General features: G+C 73.4%; 17 protein-coding genes and 2 tRNA genes. 9 read left to right on the forward strand and 10 right to left on the reverse strand.

All coding sequences use genetic code 11. The features are described from left to right. Positions 1–117: 117 nt before the first annotated feature. The 3 genes from ADJ73_RS14085 to ADJ73_RS14095 form a co-directional block, all read right to left on the reverse strand. Positions 118–654 (reverse strand): DUF3145 domain-containing protein, encoded by a 537-nt coding sequence (locus tag ADJ73_RS14085; protein WP_050348792.1) that lies wholly within the window; start codon positions 652–654, stop codon positions 118–120. Between the two features lie 132 nt (positions 655–786). Beyond that, positions 787–2,259 (reverse strand): DUF1501 domain-containing protein, encoded by a 1,473-nt coding sequence (locus ADJ73_RS14090; protein WP_216593644.1) that lies wholly within the window; start codon positions 2,257–2,259, stop codon positions 787–789. Positions 2,260–2,273: 14 nt separating this feature from the next. Continuing rightward, positions 2,274–3,773, reverse strand: a complete 1,500-nt coding sequence (locus ADJ73_RS14095; RefSeq protein WP_050348793.1) for a DUF1800 domain-containing protein — start codon at positions 3,771–3,773, stop codon at positions 2,274–2,276. 357 nt (positions 3,774–4,130) lie between these two features. On the opposite strand from ADJ73_RS14095, the gene ADJ73_RS14100 reads away from it, so the two are divergent. Then, positions 4,131–4,204, forward strand: a tRNA-Ile gene (locus ADJ73_RS14100). A gap of 37 nt (positions 4,205–4,241) precedes the next feature. Further along, positions 4,242–5,306, forward strand: coding sequence for a hypothetical protein (locus ADJ73_RS16710; RefSeq protein WP_082177017.1), 1,065 nt, complete (start codon positions 4,242–4,244; stop codon positions 5,304–5,306). 12 nt (positions 5,307–5,318) lie between these two features. Here the strand turns inward: ADJ73_RS16710 and ADJ73_RS14105 are convergent, their stop codons facing one another. Continuing rightward, entirely contained in the window at positions 5,319–6,149 is an 831-nt protein-coding gene (locus ADJ73_RS14105; protein ID WP_050349481.1) for a DUF1206 domain-containing protein, read from the reverse strand. Positions 6,150–6,267: 118 nt separating this feature from the next. Here ADJ73_RS14105 and ADJ73_RS14110 point away from each other — a divergent pair, with 118 nt between their 5' ends. Further along, positions 6,268–7,089: a transporter substrate-binding domain-containing protein gene (locus tag ADJ73_RS14110; protein WP_172669733.1), complete on the forward strand. Its 822-nt coding sequence runs from the start codon at positions 6,268–6,270 to the stop codon at positions 7,087–7,089. Positions 7,090–7,186: 97 nt separating this feature from the next. Here ADJ73_RS14110 and ADJ73_RS14115 read toward each other — a convergent pair. The 4 genes from ADJ73_RS14115 to ADJ73_RS14130 form a co-directional block, all read right to left on the reverse strand. Continuing rightward, positions 7,187–7,259: transfer RNA gene (locus ADJ73_RS14115), tRNA-Asn, on the reverse strand. Between the two features lie 84 nt (positions 7,260–7,343). Beyond that, positions 7,344–7,982 (reverse strand): hypothetical protein, encoded by a 639-nt coding sequence (locus ADJ73_RS14120; protein ID WP_050348795.1) that lies wholly within the window; start codon positions 7,980–7,982, stop codon positions 7,344–7,346. Further along, complete coding sequence (gene dnaG / locus ADJ73_RS14125) at positions 7,982–9,886, reverse strand: DNA primase (protein WP_050349482.1); 1,905 nt, start codon at positions 9,884–9,886, stop codon at positions 7,982–7,984. Before dnaG ends, ADJ73_RS14120 begins: the two co-directional genes overlap by 1 nt. A 53-nt stretch (positions 9,887–9,939) precedes the next feature. Then, the gene (locus ADJ73_RS14130) at positions 9,940–11,223 is read right to left on the reverse strand and encodes a deoxyguanosinetriphosphate triphosphohydrolase (protein ID WP_082177019.1); all 1,284 of its coding nucleotides are present in this window, start codon (positions 11,221–11,223) and stop codon (positions 9,940–9,942) included. Positions 11,224–11,361: 138 nt separating this feature from the next. Between ADJ73_RS14130 and ADJ73_RS17740 the strand changes: the two genes are divergently transcribed. Together ADJ73_RS17740 and ADJ73_RS14135 are read left to right on the forward strand one after the other, a co-directional pair. Next, positions 11,362–11,493, forward strand: a complete 132-nt coding sequence (locus ADJ73_RS17740) for a hypothetical protein (protein WP_301280698.1) — start codon at positions 11,362–11,364, stop codon at positions 11,491–11,493. Between the two features lie 43 nt (positions 11,494–11,536). Next, complete coding sequence (locus ADJ73_RS14135; protein WP_050348796.1) at positions 11,537–12,403, forward strand: sulfurtransferase; 867 nt, start codon at positions 11,537–11,539, stop codon at positions 12,401–12,403. A gap of 39 nt (positions 12,404–12,442) precedes the next feature. Here ADJ73_RS14135 and dusB read toward each other — a convergent pair whose 3' ends face one another. After that, positions 12,443–13,630, reverse strand: coding sequence for a tRNA dihydrouridine synthase DusB (dusB, locus tag ADJ73_RS14140; protein WP_050348797.1), 1,188 nt, complete (start codon positions 13,628–13,630; stop codon positions 12,443–12,445). A 46-nt stretch (positions 13,631–13,676) separates the two neighbouring features. Between dusB and ADJ73_RS14145 the strand changes: the two genes are divergently transcribed. Continuing rightward, complete coding sequence (locus ADJ73_RS14145; protein WP_050348798.1) at positions 13,677–14,336, forward strand: MSMEG_1061 family FMN-dependent PPOX-type flavoprotein; 660 nt, start codon at positions 13,677–13,679, stop codon at positions 14,334–14,336. 55 nt (positions 14,337–14,391) lie between these two features. On the opposite strand, the gene ADJ73_RS14150 is transcribed toward ADJ73_RS14145, so the two are convergent. Then, positions 14,392–14,685 (reverse strand): hypothetical protein, encoded by a 294-nt coding sequence (locus ADJ73_RS14150; RefSeq protein WP_050348799.1) that lies wholly within the window; start codon positions 14,683–14,685, stop codon positions 14,392–14,394. Positions 14,686–14,813: 128 nt separating this feature from the next. On the opposite strand from ADJ73_RS14150, the gene ADJ73_RS14155 reads away from it, so the two are divergent. From ADJ73_RS14155 to ADJ73_RS14160, 3 genes are all read left to right on the forward strand, one after another. Beyond that, complete coding sequence (locus ADJ73_RS14155) at positions 14,814–15,440, forward strand: M23 family metallopeptidase (RefSeq protein WP_050348800.1); 627 nt, start codon at positions 14,814–14,816, stop codon at positions 15,438–15,440. A 49-nt stretch (positions 15,441–15,489) separates the two neighbouring features. Further along, positions 15,490–15,627, forward strand: coding sequence for a hypothetical protein (locus ADJ73_RS17055; protein ID WP_156188245.1), 138 nt, complete (start codon positions 15,490–15,492; stop codon positions 15,625–15,627). Between the two features lie 76 nt (positions 15,628–15,703). Then, positions 15,704–16,000 carry an addiction module antidote protein gene (locus tag ADJ73_RS14160; RefSeq protein ID WP_050348801.1) on the forward strand — a complete coding sequence of 99 codons (297 nt, stop codon included), beginning with the start codon at positions 15,704–15,706 and terminating at the stop codon, positions 15,998–16,000.

Here is a 16,000-nt window from a genome sequence, read left to right on the forward strand (position 1 = left end):
CATCGAGGACGCACGGAGGGCCGGGGGCACCACAGGAATGTGGTGCCCCCGGCCCTCCGTCATACGTCCGGTCTCCCGGCGGCACGCACACTGCCGGCCGGGATCGTCTCGTCGCGCTCAGCCGACCTTGTGCAGCCAGCGCACCGGCGCGCCCTCCCCGGCCTCGCGGTAGGGCTCGAGCTCGGCGTCCCAGGAGCCGCCGAGGATCTGGTCGACGATGTCGGAGAAGACGCGCGGGTCGCCCTGCGCCTGGGCCACGGCGTGACGCAGCCGGCTCTCGTTGACCACCGCGTCGCCGCTGGCCGAGATCCAGGTGTGGTGCAGGCCCAGGTCGGGCGTGTGGGACCAGCGCGAGCCGTCGCAGCCGGGGCTGGGCTCCTCGGTCACCTCGTAGCGCAGCGAGTCCCAGCCGCGCAGCGCGCTGGCCAGCGCGGCGCCGGTGCCCGCCGGGCCCACCCAGTTGACCTCGGTGCGCATGGCGCGGGCATCCGCGGGCTGGCTGGTCCAGTCAAGGGTGACGGCAGCGCCGAGGACACCCTCGAGCGCCCACCCGACGTGCGGGCACAGGGCAGTGGAGGCGCTGTGGATGAACACCACGCCTCGCGTCGTGGGGACGGTGTCCCCGTCACGATGCAGATCTGCTGCAACAGACATCCGGACCTCCTGTGTGCGAGGGACGTCTTCCCCAACGACCTCGGACCAGCAGGCACGGTCACTCTGCGTCGTCAATCATGCCCCATGATGGCGGTCGAGACCAGCCCTGCCCCGGCACGACACGCCCGGGGCTCAGGCCAGACCCAGCCGAGCCGTCGGGGTGTAGCCCGGGAAGATCGTCGCGAGGTTGGCGCCGTTGAGCAGCCGCTTCTCGACGAGCTCGGACAGCACCAGGCGGTAGTCCGTGGTGATGGGGACGTCGCCCTGCACCAGGTTGGCCGGGGTCAGGGCCGGCATGGTGCCGTAGACCTTCCCGCCGTTGATCCCGCCCCCGGCGACGAACATGACGTTGCCGTGGCCGTGGTCCAGGCCCCGGTCACCGTTCTCCTGCACGCGGCGGCCGAACTCGCTCATCGTCACGACCGTGGTGCGCGCCCACAGGGCCCCGAGGTCGGTGCGCAGCGCGGCGATGCCTGCGGACAGGTCCGCAGCGCGGCGCCACATCCAGGCCCCCGTGTCCTGCGCCGACCCGAGGTCGTGGTGCATGTCCCAGTCGTCGCTGTCGATGCAGGCCACCTCCAGGCCCTTGCCCGCCTTGGCGATCTGGGCGATGTCCTGCATTCCCTTGCCGAAGGTGGAGTCCGGGTAGACCGCTCCCCCGGAGGGCTGGTAGCCCTTCGCGGCGGCGATGGCGCGCTGGTCGGCCAGTCGCGCCACCGCGTCCAGCGTCGAGCGAGCCGTCGCGGCGGCGGCACCGCCGGCGCGGGCGTACATCCCGTCGACGATGGCGCTGATCCGCTCTCGGGTGATGCCGTCGGTGGTGTAGGTGGGCTGCAGCCCGAAGCTCGCGAGCTCGGCGACGGCGGGCACCTCGAGCGAGGGCGCGCTCAGGGACAGGGCGACCTGGCGGCCGCGCGTGATGGCGCGCAGGGTCCCGGTGGTCGGTCCGGAGCTGGTGAGGTGCCGCGCCAGCCACCCGGAGCGCATGTTGGCCGGTGCGGCCCACTCCATCGCGTTCATGTCCTCGAAGTGGGAGCGCAGCACGCCCGGGTTGCCGGCCCCGACGACCACGGCCAGGTCCCCGGCGTCGTAGAGCGTCTTGAGGCTGGCCATCGCGGGGTTCAGGCCGTAGCGACCGTCGAGCGCCAGCGCCTGCTGTGCGGTCACCTTGATGGTCGGCCGTGCGGCGAGGTAGGCGCTGTCGGTCAGCGGCGGGACCAGCGACAGCCCGTCGGCGCCGCCGCGCACGAAGATCACGACGAGCAGGTCGCGCTGCGTCGCCGTGCTCGCGAACGCGTAGCGCGGCACCGCGGACTCGGCCAGCAGCGCCCCGAGGCCGAGCGCGGCGCCCTGCAGGACGGTGCGCCGCCGCAGCGGCCCGCGCCAGCCGGCAGCCTCGGTCACCTCGTGCGGGCACGGTCCCGGCCGTGCGTGGGAGACGTATGCCGCCGCGTCGGCCGCCGACATCACGCGGTCGCCGTCCTCGGTGCGGACGACGAGGTGGTTGCGGGACTCGTCGTGGTGGTGCATGGGGGTGACGAGGTCCTCGTGCAGCAGCGGGCTGTAGGGGTCCGGTGCGGTCACGGCAGGGTCAGGTGTGGTCACGGCAGGCTCCGGGGTCAGCGCAGGAAGGAGTAGGGGCTGGCGAGGACCAGGCGCACGGCCTCGGGCAGCCACCACGTAAGCGCGTCGGCGCTGAGGACGTCGGTGGCGGTGGCGGGGCGGTCGCCGTAGCTGCACAGCCACGAGGCGATCGGGGCGATGTCCTGGTCCCGCCAGGTGTAGCCGGTGAGGTCGCGGGTGATGCGGCGGGCGGTGGCGAGGACGTTGTCGCCCAGCTTGGCCTGCAGCGCGAGGTCCCAGCGGGGGCGGTTGTTCGTGTCCTTCGGGTCGACCTGGGCGGGGTAGCTGGGGCCGTCGCCCCAGCCCCAGGCGATGCTGTGCGTCATGTTCCAGGAGGAGAGGGTGGCGATCGTGGTGCGCCACTCCAGCGCCGTGTCCGGGTAGCCGTCGACGCGCGGCCAGTCGCGGGGGGCGTGACCGCACTCGTAGAGGAACCAGAAGTAGTTGCTCATCGCCCAGGGGTTGCTGGTGATCGGCTGCTCGAAGCTGTAGCCGGTGGGCTTGGCGGCCCGCACGGACCGGGCGCACAGCTCGGCCGGGCGGCTCCACTTGGCGCCCACCGAGGACCAGAACTCCGGGTGGTCGAAGAGGCGGCGCAGCACCGGCACGATGGCGGTGTCGGCGGCCAGGTAGGTCGAGGCGAGGGTCTGCAGCAACGACTCGCTCGGCGTGTCCGACACGAACCTCGTGGCGATCACCTGGGCGACGTGCCGGGCGGTCCGCGGGTGCCTGGCCAGGTAGTCGGTGTAGGCGCGCAGCACCGCCGGGCCGCCGTCGGCGGAGCCGTTGGGGTGGCTGAAGCCCATGACCTTGACCGGGCCCACGTGGTGCGCCCACCGGTCGAAGCGGTAGGTGCGGGTCGTCCAGTCGATGCTGTGGCCGGTCAGCAGCAGCGCGGACTGCCGCACGTCCGTCTCGGTGTAGCTGCCCACCCCGACGGTGTAGAGCTCGAGCAGCTCGCGCCCGAGGTTCTCGTTGGGGTTGTCCGCCGAGCTCACGTCGTTGTCCAGGTTGCGCAGGATCGCGGGATGCGTGACGGCGGCGTGCAGGAGGTCGGCATACCGGCCGAAGGCGTGGCGACGCAGCACCGCCCAGTCGTACTCCAGGACGAAGGCGTCGGCCTTGCTGCGGTAGGGGACGTAGAGCAGGTCGCCCCACATCGTCACGACGTTCTCCCACAGCACCTTGGTGGTGAAGAGGGGGCGGACGGCCTGGGCGTGGGCCATGACCGGGCCGCCGCGGAAGCCCTGCCCGCCCGTCACGTCGTCGACCTGCTTGCTGGTCATCGGCAGCCACGCGAAGCTCTGCTGCACGATGGCGTCCCAGGCGGGGTCGGTCAGCCGGCCCGGGTCGAGCTGCTGGTCGAGCCAGGCGCGGGTGCCGAGGCGCTCGATGTCGGCGACGATCGCGGCCGTGGGCGCCTGCGCTGCCCGGCGGGCGAGGTGCCAGGCCGGTGTCGTCCGCAGCGGCAGGGAGGCCGCGAAGGCCGAGGTCACCTGCGCCGGGACCTGGTGCCCGAGCCGGGGGTCTGGGCGCCCCGTCCGAGGTTGGGTGGGAGGTCGGGTGCCGGCCGTCCGAGGGGCGGGCGGCGGGGGTGTGGGCGAGCCGGGGAGGAGTCGGCCGAGGATGGTGGGAGCAGGCATGGGGCAACACCTTCACAGAGGGGATGTGCACATTCTGTAACGATCAAAGCCAGATAGTGAGCCCTTCTACCTCGTTTGGGGGTCTTGTCGGGCGAGATTCATGCACACCGCGTCATGGCCGTCCGGATGACGAACCCCGGATGCCCGGGTCGGGCTGCACCGACCTCCTCCGCGCGGCCGGTAGGCTGGGAGACCCGCCCAGCGGGGCCCGGGACGGTAGCTCAGTCGGTCAGAGCAGCGGACTCATAATCCGTCGGTCGTCGGTTCAAGCCCGACCCGTCCTACCCGACCACCGTCCGACGACGCAGGCAGGCTCCGGTGATGCGTCCCACCCCAGCCGTGGCAGTCACGGCCCTGTGCGCGGCGACGCTGCTCGCCTGCTCGGCCCCGGCGCACCGCCCACCCACCACCTCTGCGGGCAGCCCCACCGCCGAGCCGCAGCGTCGCTGGCCGGCGTTGCCCGACCGGGTCTTCGCGGAGACGTCGTTCTGGTACCACCCGCTCCCCCGCAGCACGCCCACCGACCCGCGCAGCGCCGACATCGTCCGTGACCTGCACCGGGCGGCGGTCGAGCACGGCGACGGCACGCTCGCCAACGTCGGCATCAACACCGCCGACTACTCCCCGCCGCTCGTCACGGTCCCGCCCGACGCCCCGACGGTCGACGTCGTGGCCGGCCCGGGCTGCTCGCTGCACCCGGAGGTGGCGGCGACGTTGCGCGGCATACGCGTGCCTGCCGACCTGCGACCCGCGGGGGGCTCGGACGCGGAGGTGACGCTCTTCGACCCGCAGGCGCGCCGCTACACCGACCTGTGGCGGGTGCGGCGCGACGGGCAGGGGCGCTGGACGGCGTGCGGGGGCGGCTCGATCGCCAACCCTCGGCGCAGCGACGGCCGGTTCCCGTTCCCGATCGGGACGACCGCGACGGGGTTGCCCTTCGGGGGCGGCATGATCCGGGTCGCGGAGCTGCAGCGGGGGCACATCGACCACGTCCTCGGGCTGGCGGTGCCGTATGCCGCCTCCGCCCCCGCGCACAGCTGGCCGGCGTCGCGCTCGGACGGGCGCAACCCGCGCGGCTACCAGGTGCTGCGGCAGGGCCAGCGGCTGCGGCTGCCCGCCGACCTCGACCTGGACAGCCTGCGGCTGTCGCGGACCGCGCGGGTCGTCGCCCAGGCGGCCCAGGACTACGGCCTCGTCGTCTGGGACACGGCCGGCAACGTGAGCCTCCGCGCGGAGAACCCGTCGGCCTTCGTCACCGACCCCTACCCCGGCCTCTTCGGGGTGGCCACGGGGTGGGAGGCGCTGCACGGGGACCCGGGCCAGGGTGAGCAGCCGTTCCCGCTGGAGCGGCTCGAGGTGCTACCGGTCGACTACGGCAAGCCGTAGGCCGGCGCCCGCTCAGACGTCGGCGTGCCGCGCCCGGAAGAACAGGTAGATCCCGAAGGCCGCGAACCCGAGCGCCATGAAGCCCACCAGGACCCGCCCGTAGGGCTGCTCCAGCACGAACCGGAAGGCCGCGTCCAGACCGCTGGCCTGGGCCGTCGAGTTGTCGATGGCGGCCAGCACGAAGAGCAGGCCCACGACGCCGAGCGCCACGCCGCGCGTCGGGTAGCCGAGCATGCCCGCGTAGACGGCGAGCGGGCCCGGGTCTCGCTCGTTGTCCGCGAGGAACTTCTTCCGCAGCCCCTTGACCACGTGGTAGATCCCGACGCCGATGATGGCCAGCCCGATGATCGCCACGAGCAGCCGGCCGCCGAACCCCCGCATCAGCGCGGTCGTCAGGTCGCGGATCCGGTTCTTGCCCGACGAGTGCTCGCCGGTCGCGAAGCCGAAGCAGGACACGGCGAGGACGAGGTAGATCACAGCCTTGGCCGCGTCCTTGGCCCGCGACTGCCAGCTGTCGCCCGCGAGCCCGGGCACCAGCACCTCGGTGAGCTGCCACAGGCACAGCCCCGCGAAGCCCACGACCCCGAGCCAGAGCGCCAGCAGGCCGGCACCGGTGGACGCCAGCGTGGCGAGGGCCCCGGACTGGTCGGCGTCGCCGGTCGGCCGCAGCATGGCCAGCTGCAGGCAGATCCACGCGATCACGAGGTGCAGCAGCCCGTTGACTGCGTACCCGGCCCGCGCGGCCTTCTCCAGGGCGGGGTGGTTGCCCGCCGTCTGCGCCGCGTCCTCGAGGCGTCCGCCGAGGTTCTTGCCGGACCCCCGCCGCGGTGTGCCATCACTCATGGAGGACATCATGACGCCGGGGAGCCGTCCGCGTGGTCACCTCGGCGTTGTCGGTGGCGTGAAGTGACCCGCGTGGCGGATACGGTAAGCCTGTCGACCACCCGTGGAGAGGATGCCCATGACCGTGAGGTCTCGCCCGCGACGGGTGCTCGCCGCGGTGCTCGCGGGGTTGTCGGTCGGGGTGGTGAGCGGGTGCGGTCCGGGCGTGCTGACGCTGGGGGTCTCCTACGACCGCCCGGGGCTGGCGATCCGGGCCGGCAACGACTTCTCGGGCTTCGACACCGTCCTGGGACGCGACCTCGCCCGGCGGCTCGGGCACCCGGGCAAGAAGGACGTCTCCCTGATCAACGTCCCCGAGCGCCGCACCACTCCCCCCACCGGTGAGCTGCCGTATGACGTGCTGGTCGCCGCCTACCCCGCCACCGACGCGCTGCGCGCGAAGGCCGACCTCGTCGGGCCCTACCTCTCGGGCGTGCAGGACCTCGCGGTGCGGGCCGACGAGCGGGATGCCGTCTCGGCGACCTCGCTGGCCGGGCGTCGGGTGTGCGCGGTGGCGGGATCGGAGATCGGCCGGACCGCCCCCACCGCCTTCCCCGGCGCGACGATCGCCTACCGCAGCACGCTGTCCACGTGCCTGACCGAGCTGCGGCGCGGGACGGTGGATGCGGTCACCGACGAGCGGCTGGCGCTGCGCGGCTACGCCGCCGAGCAGCCCTTCCGGGGCACGATCAGGGTCGCCGGCGTCTCGATCGCCACGTTCGACTACTACCTCGCGGTGCGGCGCAAGGACCCCCGGCTCTGCGGCCGCGTCAAGGACGCCCTGACGGCAGCGGTGGCGGACGGCGGCTGGGCGCGCGCCTACGAGGAGCAGCTGGTGCGCACCGGCGTGACCGAGCGGGTGCCGGCGCCGCCGCGCGCGATCACGGGCTGCACCGGCTGACGGGCACCGAGGCCGGCCGCTCGAGTCAGATGCAGGGGACGACGAAGGCAGGGCACGACGAAGGCCCCCGACCGCTGGGGGTCGAGGGCCGTGGCTGCTCCCCCGATTGGACTCGAACCAATAACCTGCCGGTTAACAGCCGGCTGCTCTGCCAATTGAGCTACAGGGGATCGCGCCGCGTCCGGCGCGAGTGAGACTGTATCAGGATCGGCGCCTGGATCCGAATCCGTCGACACCCGAAGGTCGCCGGGCGTTCACCCGTGGACCGTGCCCCCGGCGGCACGGTCCACGGGTGCGTCCGAGGGGCTGCCCGGGTGGCGGTCCGAGGGGCTGTCGAGGGGGCTGTCGAGGCGGTTGTCGAGAGGGGCGTCCGCGGGTGGCAGGCCCACCGCGTCGCGCAGCGCCCGGTCGGCTCGGGCGACCGCGTCGCGCACGCCCGGGTCCTGCGGGCGCGCGCCGCGGGCATAGAGGGTCTGCAGCAGCAGCTCGCGCGTGGCGAGGTCCTGGCGGACCACGACCCGCACGCTCCCCCGGGCCCCGGCGGAGACGTCCTCGTGGGCGACCACGCTGGCCTGGACCCGCTCGCGCAGGGCCTGCAGGGCCCGCGGCTCCGGGTCGGTGATCGTGAGACGCCAGGTGGTGAGGTCGTCGACCCAGCTGATCGTCAGCGCCGCCTCGTCGCGGGCCCAGCCGGCCCGGTCGACGAGGTGCCAGGGCCTGGCGACCGGGGTGCCCGCGTCGGGCAGCAGCACGACGTGGTGGGTGGTCACGAGGAGCCGGGCCTGCACCTGCGGGAGCTCCAGCAGGGCCAGCAGCTCGTCCCCCTTCGAGAGACCGACCCGGTCCCGGTCGGTCGGGGAGAGCTGGGGGCGCACCCGTCGCAGCCAGGCCATCAGGTCATCTCCGATCGGAGCACGGCGAGCTCGCGCTGGAGCCCCTGGATGCGGATGCCGAGCGCGCGGGACTCCTCGGCCTGGGCCGGGTCCATGCGCTGCAGCGCGCTGATGGCGTCGGCGATGCGACGGCGCAGCGTGACCTCGCGGACCCGGCGCACCAGCTCGTCGGTGTAGCGGCGTCCCGGCAGCCCGGTGGCGCCGTCCAGCCTCGCGGGCACGGGGGCCACCGCGAGCTCGGTGACGAGGGGGCGCACCTCCTCGTCGGCGTGCTCGCCGACCCGGGAGATCCAGCCCTGCCCGGAGAGGGCGACGGCGGTGGACAGCCCCCCGGCTGCGCGCACCGCCTCGAGGACGAGCTGGTAGGCGGGCGCGACCATGGCCTCGGGCTCGATAGCGTCGACCTCGGCCACGTCGAAGAGCGAGGGGTACTGCAGCAGGCACTGGAGCAGCTGGTGCTCGGCGAAGACGACGGGGTCGCGCAGGTCGGGCGGCGGGAGCGCGGTGCTCCCGGCCTCCTGCGACGGCTCCGGCCGCTGGGCGCGGCTGGAGGTGACGGGCACCTGGGCGGCGGCGGTCCCGGCCACCGACACCTCGTGGGCCACCTGCTCGACCGTCACGCCGAGCCATCCGGACACGGTGCGGATGTACTCCGGGCGCAGCCCCTCGTCGCGGATGCCGGCGATGATCGGCGCGACGGACCGGATCGCCATGACCCGACCCTCCGCCGTCCCGAGGTCGAAGCGGCCGATCGTGGTGCGCACCGCGAACTCGAACATCGGCACGGCGTCCTCGACGAGGTGGCGCACCGCGTCGTCGCCGCCCCGCTGCCGCAGCTCGTTGGGGTCCTGGCCTGCGTCCGCGACCGCGACGAAGGACTGGGACGCCCAGCGCTGGTCCTCGGCGAAGGCGCGCATGGCAGCCTTCTGCCCCGCGGCGTCGCCGTCGAAGGTGAAGATCACCTTGGCGGGCGCCTGTCCCGCCTCGTCGCGCAGGATCCGGCGCAGCGTCTTGATGTGGTCGACCCCGAAGGCGGTGCCGCACGTGGCGACCGCGGTCTCCACGCCGGCCAGGTGGCAGGCCATCACGTCGGTGTAGCCCTCGACCACGACGGCCTGCCGGTCCCGGGCCATCGCGCGCTTGGCGAGGTCGAGACCGTAGAGCACGGACGTCTTCTTGTAGATGGGGGTCTCGGAGGTGTTGAGGTACTTGGCCTCGATGCGGTCGTCGTCGAAGATCCGCCGCGCCCCGAAGCCAACCGTGTCGCCGGTGACGTCGCGGATCGGCCAGACCACCCGCCCGCGGAAGCGGTCGTAGGGACCACGGCGCCCCTGCGCCGCGAGCCCCGAGGTGACGATCTCCTCGTCGGTGAACCCCTTGGACCGCAGGTGGTCGGTGACGACCTCGCCGCCCCGGGGGGCGTAGCCCACCCCGAAGACCGAGCAGTCCTTGCCGCTGAAACCCTTGGCGCGCAGGAAGTCTCGCCCGGTCCGGGCCTCCGGCATCGCGAGCAGGGCCTCGGCATACAGCTCACTGGCGACCCGGTGGGCCTCCACCAGCCGCTGCCGCTTGCCGGCGGGCTCGCGCTGCGGTGCCTCGCCGTCCTCGTAGTGCAGCTCGACGCCCGCCTTGGCCGCGAGCCGCTCCACCGCCTCGACGAAGCTCAGGTGGTCGACCTCCTGCACGAAGCGCAGCACGTCGCCGCCCGCCCCGCAGCCGAAGCAGTGGTAGGCCCCCACCGTCGGGCGCACCGTGAAGGATGGCGTCTTCTCGTCGTGGAAGGGGCACAGGCCCTTGAGGCTGCCGGGCCCGGCGCTGCGCAGCGTCACGTGCTCGCGCACGACGTCCTCGATCGAGGTGCGCTCCTTGACCAGCGCGATGTCCTCGGCCTTGATCAGGGCCACCTGCACCTCCCGTCGTCGTCAGCGAGTCTAGGCCGTCGCCCGGCCACGCCCGCTCACCTGCTCCACAGCTGGTGCAGCGCGAGCGCGCGGGCGTCGGTCAGCCCTGCCACCTGGTCCACCACGACCCGCAGCCGCGCCGCTTCGTCCCCCGCGGCGGCGAAGTCGGCCCACAGGTCGCGGTCCAGCCGCGCCTCGGGGTCGGCGAGGTAGGCCTGGACGAGCTCGCGCACCACGACCCGCTCCTCGGCCATCAGGTCGACCCGCTCGCGGGTCTGCATCACGTAGTGCGCCGCCACCGCCTTGAGCACCGCCACCTCGGCCCGCACGTCGGCCGGCACCACGAGGTTGGCGGCGTAGCGCGTCAGCACGCCCGCGCCGTAGCGCTCCCGCGTCGCCCGCTCCGCGGCCCCCGCGAACCGGCCCACCAGCCGGGAGGTGAGGTCCTTGAGCCGGGCCAGGTCCCGCCGCGAGCCCCCGTCGAAGCTCGCCGGGACCAGGTGCGGCACCACCAGCCGCCAGTAGGCCTCCTCCAGCGAGCCGATCTCGATATCGGGGGCGTAGCGGTCACGAGCGATGGGCAGCACCTGCTCGACGGCGCCCCCGGCGTGCAGCTCGCGCGCGTCCAGCCCCCCGGAGGCGATGGCGTCCTCCACGTCGTGGACGGAGTAGGCCACGTCGTCGGACCAGTCCATCGTCTGGGCCTCGAGGCACCGGTGGCTGGTCGGAGCCCCCTCCCGCACCCAGGCGAAGGCGTCCAGGTCGTCCTCGTAGACGCCGAACTTGCGGGTCGCGGTCGGCCCGTGACCGCGGGCCCAGGGGTACTTCGTCGCGGCGTCGAGGGATGCCCGCGTCAGGTTGAGGCCCGCCGACCGGTCCGTCCCCGGGTGGAACCTCTTAGCCTCCAGTCGCACGAGCAGCCGGAAGGTCTGCGCGTTGCCCTCGAACCCCCCGATGTCCGCGGACACCTCGTCCAGCGCCGCCTCGCCGTTGTGGCCGAAGGGCGGGTGCCCCAGGTCGTGCGCCAGGCAGGCGGTGTCCACGACGTCGGCGTTGCACCCCAGGGCTCCCCCGAGCTCCCGCCCGATCTGCGCCACCTCCAGGGAGTGCGTCAGCCGGTTGCGCACGAAGTCGCTGGAGCCCGGCCGCAGCACCTGGGTCTTGGCCGACAGCCGCCGCAGCGACGCGGAGTGCACCAGCCGCGCCCGGTCGCGGGCGAAGTCGTCCCGGTCCCCCGACTTCTGCGCCGGGTCCTCGCTCACCCACCGCTGACGGTCCGGCGGCTCGTAGCCGTCCCCCGCGACCCCGACCACCGCGACCGGCCTGCCCTGCTGCGTCATACGCCTCATCATCCCCTCCTGCACCTGCCCCGCACGGTAGTCGCGACCACTGACAGACCCCGGGGCAACCTGATGGCCCGCTGGGATGTCAGGATGGTGAGCGCGGATGCTCCGCGCCTCGTCTCGGGGGGAAGTCACATGAGCACCAAGCGCATCGCGCCCTACGTCCTGATCGTCCTGCTGGCGCTGGGAGGCGCCCAGGCCGGCATCGCGGCACGGCACGCCGACGCCGCGACCAGCGCGAGCCAGTCCATCTCCGCCGGGCGCTGACCCCGCCGCCCGGGCGCCCGTCACGGCGCCTACGCTGTCGGGCATGACCGCCCCCGAGCTCACCCAGCGTCCGCTCCTGTCCGTCCACGAGCTGAGCCAGGCCCTGCAGGCCCCCGACCAGCACCGCCCGGTCGTGCTCGACGTCCGCTACCAGGTGGGGCGCTCCGACGGGCGTGAGCAGCACGCGGCGGGGCACATCCCCGGCGCCGCCTACCTCGACCTCGACACCGTCCTCGCCCACGTCCGGGAGGACGGTCGTGGCGGTCGGCACCCGCTGCCCGAGCCGGAGCGGCTGCAGGCCGGGCTCCGCGCGGCAGGTGTGCGGTCGGACAGCCAGGTGGTGGTCTACGACGACTGGCGCTCCATCGCCGCGGCCCGGGCCTGGTGGTTGCTGCGGCACGCCGGCCACGCCCAGGTGAGCGTCCTCGACGGCGGGTGGCAGGCCTGGCAGGCCGCCGACCTGCCGGTGGAGACCGGCGAGGTCGTCCCGCAGGAGGGCGACGTGACGGTGGCGCCCGGTCGGCTCACCGTGCTGGACGCCGACCAGGCCCAGCGCTACGCGCAGAGCGGGACCCTGCTGGACGCCCGGCCGGCCAACCGGTTCCGGGGCGAGGACGAGACGGTCGATCCCGTCGCCGGTCACATCCCCGGCGCCGTCTCGCTGCCGGCGCTGGAGCTGGTGGACGAGACGGGGCGGTTCCTGCCGCGCGAGCAGCTCACCAAGGCCTTCCACGACCGCGACGTCCGGGACGGCGGCGCGGTCGCGGTCTACTGCGGCTCCGGGGTGCAGGCCTGCCACGTCGCGCTCGCGGCGGCGGCGGTGGGCCTCAGCGGCGACCTCGCGGTCTACGCCGGGTCGTGGAGCGACTACATCACCGACCCGGGCCGGCCGGTCGCGACCGGCGCCTGAGCGCCCGAGGCCGTATGCCGCACGCCCCGCCTCGCGCGATCAGCCGCCGCTGACGCTCAGCTCCGCCTCGGCGATCAGCCGCTGCTGGCGCTCGTCGATCTGCGGCGAGTCCAGCCAGCCGTCGGGCAGGGCCACCGCCTTGGGCGAGCCTGCGCGGCCGCGCGGGCCCTCGGCGGCGTCGCCCGGCCACGGCTGGTCGCCGTCGAGGGAGGCGATCAGCGCGTCCAGGGCGGCCAGGGAGTCGACCAGGGCCAGCTGGTTGCGGATCTCGTGGCCGGCGGGGAATCCCTTGAGGTACCACGCGATGTGCTTGCGGATGTCGCGGCAGGCCTTGGTCTCGTCCTCGTAGAAGTCCGCGAGGTAGCGGGCGTGCCGACGCATGGTCTCGCCCACCTCGGCCAGCGCGGGGCGGGCGCGGTAGGTCACCCCCGCGAAGGCCGCCGCCAGGTCCGCGAACAACCACGGTCGCCCGAGGCAGCCACGACCCACGACGACCCCGTCGCACCCGGTCTCGCGCACCATCCGCACGGCGTCCTCGGCGGACCAGATGTCGCCGTTGCCGAGCACCGGGATGGTCGTCACGGCCTCCTTGAGCCGGCCGATCGTGGACCAGTCGGCCTGCCCCGAGTAGTGCTGGTTGGCCGTCCGACCGTGCAGCGCGACGGCCGAGGCGCCCTCCTGCTCGGCGATCCGGCCCGCCTCGAGGTAGGTGACGTGGTCGGCGTCGATGCCGACGCGCATCTTGACGGTCACCGGGATGTCGTAGGGCGCGGCCTCGCGCACCGCTGCGCGCACGATCGCCCGGAACCACTCGGTCTTCCACGGCAGCGCGGAGCCACCCCCCTTGCGGGTCACCTTGGGGACAGGGCAGCCGAAGTTCATGTCGATGTGGTCGGCGCGGTCCTCGGTCGCGATGATCCGGGCGGCCTGGCCGACGGTGACCGGGTCCACGCCATACAGCTGGATCCCGCGGGGAGACTCGTCCTCGTCCATCTCGATGAGCTTCATGGTCAACGGCACCCGCTCGACGAGCGCGCGCGTCGTGATCATCTCTGAGACAAACAGCTGCTTGGCTCCCCCAGCCCCGGCCGCGGCCAATCCCATATCGCCATACTCACGACACAGGCGCCGGAAGGCGCGGTTGGTGATCCCCGCCATCGGGGCGAGGACGACGGGCGACTCATAGGTGTGGCGGCCGATGACGAGGGGCGGGAGGACGGCAGTCATATCCCCTCCATTGTCTCAGGCGCCCGAGGGTTGGGAGGATGACGCCATGAGCGGTGCGCGGGGGCAGGTCCAGACGGTCACGACAGCGGCCAGGCTGCGGGAGATCGTCGGGGAGCCCGGCGAGAGGGCGCGGACGAAGGTGCGCCCCGTCCTCGACGGCGACGACCGAGCCTGGTTGGCGGCCGCCACGTTGTGCTTCCTCGCCACGAGCGACGCGGCGGGACGGTGCGACGTCAGCCCCAAGGGGGACCCGCCCGGTCGCCTCGTGCACGTCGTCGATGACACAACCCTTGCGATCGGTGAGCGCCCCGGCAACCGCCGCGTCGACGGCTACCTCAACGTCCTCGACAACCCCCGCGTCGGGATGGTGTTCGTCGTGCCGGGCCGGTCGGACGTCCTGCGCGTCAACGGCGTCGCCACGCTGGTCGAGGACGCGCCGTGGTTCGCCGACCTCACGGTGCAGGGGCGCCGGCCCGTCCTGGCCCTGATGGTGCACGTCGAGGAGGTATTCGGGCACTGCGCCAAGGCCTTGGTCCGCTCCCAGGCCTGGCACCCCAAGACCTGGGACCCGGCCGGGGTGACGGACGTCAGCGCGAGTGCCCGCCAGCGGCGCGCCCGAGGGTTGCCGGACCTGCACGCCGCCATCACCGACGTCGGGCAGCTCGAGCAGGCCCAGGTCGACTCGTATGACGTGCCGCTGTACTGACCGCCACCGTCCCGTCTCGCCGTGCCGCGCCCCGCGGACGGCTCCGGAGCCGCCGTCAGCCGTCGAGGTCCGTGACCCACTCGCTGAGCAGCGTCCACGTGGCGAATCCGGCGACACCCGCCTTGAAGGCCTGCCGCTGGCGTGCGTCGCCCGGGTCGAGCGGCCGGGCGACGGCGACGGCCCCGAGGGCGTTGAGGCTCGCCCAGAGGGCGTTCACCGCGGGGCCGGAGCGTCGGCCCGCCAGCGGTGTGAGCTGGGTGGCGCCGACGACGGCGGCGTAGGCGTGCGGGGTGGCGTTGGCCGCCAGGACCCCCGAGCAGAAGGCGCGCAGCAGACGAGGTGTAGGCATACCGTCAGCGTGCCCGCCCGGGCGAGCGGACGTCCAGGGTGCCGCGGCCGGGGCTCCCCTTCCGCGAGGGGCCCGCGGCCAGCAGGCAGGGACCTGCCCTGCTGGCCGCGCCTCCTGAGGAGGACCGGATGACTGCCGTGGACCTCGCTTACCCCTTCACCGGTCGTTGGCTGGTGCAGAACTCCCCCGCCGACCGCGTGCCGAGCCACGGGACCTCCGCGTTCGCGAGCTCGTACGCGATCGACTTCGTGCCCCTCGGCGAGGACAGCCGCACCGCCCCCGTGCGGGCGCGCACGTGGGTGCGGCCCGAGCCACCGGTGGCGTTTCCCGGCTTCGGACGCCGGCTGCTCGCACCGGTCGACGGCGTGGTGCTGGCGGCCAGCGACGCCATGCCTGACCACGAGGCGTACCGAGGACTCCCATCGGTCGTCTACGCGGTGACCCAGGGTCGACGCGCCGCGGCGGGGTGGGGCGCATTGGCGGGCAACCATGTCCTGATGCGCACCGGCGCCGGTGTCGTCGTCGCCCTCTGCCACCTGCGTGGGTCGAGCCTGGTGGTCCGGGTGGGCGACCGGCTGCGGGCCGGGCAGCCGGTGGGTGCCTGCGGCAACTCCGGCAACAGCACGGAGCCGCACGTCCACGTGCAGGCCATGGACGGCCCTGACCCCTCGCGGGCCGGCGCCGTGCCCATCACGTTCGGAGGGAGCGTGCCCCGCAGCGGCAGGGTGGTCCAGGCGGCTCTCCCGCAGCCCTGACCTCGGCCGTGTTCACCCGAGGGGACACGAAAGAGGAGAGACTGAGGGCGTGCCTATCGACCCCGGGCTCTCCATCGCCCTCAGCCTCGACGAGCTGAGGGAAGTCGCACGCTTCGCGGTCGCCCCCGCCGAGGAGGCTCTTGCCCTTCTCACCTGCGCCAGGGCGACCGGCTCGTGCTGCTGCTGACCGGGGGCGACAAGTCCACCCAGGAGGCAGATATCCGGGAAGCCCACCGGATCGCCGCGGAATGGAGGAAGAACTCATGACCAACGCAGCCGTTGCTCCCTTCGACAGTGCCGACTACCTCAACACCTTCGACGATGTGGCCGCCTATCTGGAAGCTGTCCTCGAGGACGCCAAGGACGATCCGAAGGTCATCGCGGCAGCGCTGGGGCCCGTTGCTCGTTCTCGCAATCTCAGCGAGATCGCGCGACAGGCGGGCATGAGCCGGGAGGGTCTCTACAAGGCGCTGTCCGCGGACGGCAACCCCTCCCTGGCCACCGTCGTCAAGGTTGCCCATGCCCTCGGCCTTCGCCTGCACTTTGCAGCCACTGCCTGA

The organism is Arsenicicoccus sp. oral taxon 190, from assembly GCF_001189535.1.
GTDB lineage: Bacteria > Actinomycetota > Actinomycetes > Actinomycetales > Dermatophilaceae > Arsenicicoccus.

Coding starts and splice junctions, on each gene's coding strand:
- ADJ73_RS14085 (WP_050348792.1), bottom strand. CDS start 654: ATGTCTGTTGCAGCAGATCTGCATCGTGACGGGGACACCGTCCCCACG.
- ADJ73_RS16710 (WP_082177017.1), top strand. CDS start 4,242: ATGCGTCCCACCCCAGCCGTGGCAGTCACGGCCCTGTGCGCGGCGACG.
- ADJ73_RS14105 (WP_050349481.1), bottom strand. CDS start 6,149: ATGAGTGATGGCACACCGCGGCGGGGGTCCGGCAAGAACCTCGGCGGA.
- ADJ73_RS14110 (WP_172669733.1), top strand. CDS start 6,268: ATGACCGTGAGGTCTCGCCCGCGACGGGTGCTCGCCGCGGTGCTCGCG.
- ADJ73_RS14120 (WP_050348795.1), bottom strand. CDS start 7,982: ATGGCCTGGCTGCGACGGGTGCGCCCCCAGCTCTCCCCGACCGACCGG.
- ADJ73_RS14130 (WP_082177019.1), bottom strand. CDS start 11,223: ATGACGCAGCAGGGCAGGCCGGTCGCGGTGGTCGGGGTCGCGGGGGAC.
- ADJ73_RS17740 (WP_301280698.1), top strand. CDS start 11,362: ATGAGCACCAAGCGCATCGCGCCCTACGTCCTGATCGTCCTGCTGGCG.
- ADJ73_RS14135 (WP_050348796.1), top strand. CDS start 11,537: ATGACCGCCCCCGAGCTCACCCAGCGTCCGCTCCTGTCCGTCCACGAG.
- dusB (WP_050348797.1), bottom strand. CDS start 13,630: ATGACTGCCGTCCTCCCGCCCCTCGTCATCGGCCGCCACACCTATGAG.
- ADJ73_RS14145 (WP_050348798.1), top strand. CDS start 13,677: ATGAGCGGTGCGCGGGGGCAGGTCCAGACGGTCACGACAGCGGCCAGG.
- ADJ73_RS14150 (WP_050348799.1), bottom strand. CDS start 14,685: ATGCCTACACCTCGTCTGCTGCGCGCCTTCTGCTCGGGGGTCCTGGCG.
- ADJ73_RS14155 (WP_050348800.1), top strand. CDS start 14,814: ATGACTGCCGTGGACCTCGCTTACCCCTTCACCGGTCGTTGGCTGGTG.
- ADJ73_RS14160 (WP_050348801.1), top strand. CDS start 15,704: ATGACCAACGCAGCCGTTGCTCCCTTCGACAGTGCCGACTACCTCAAC.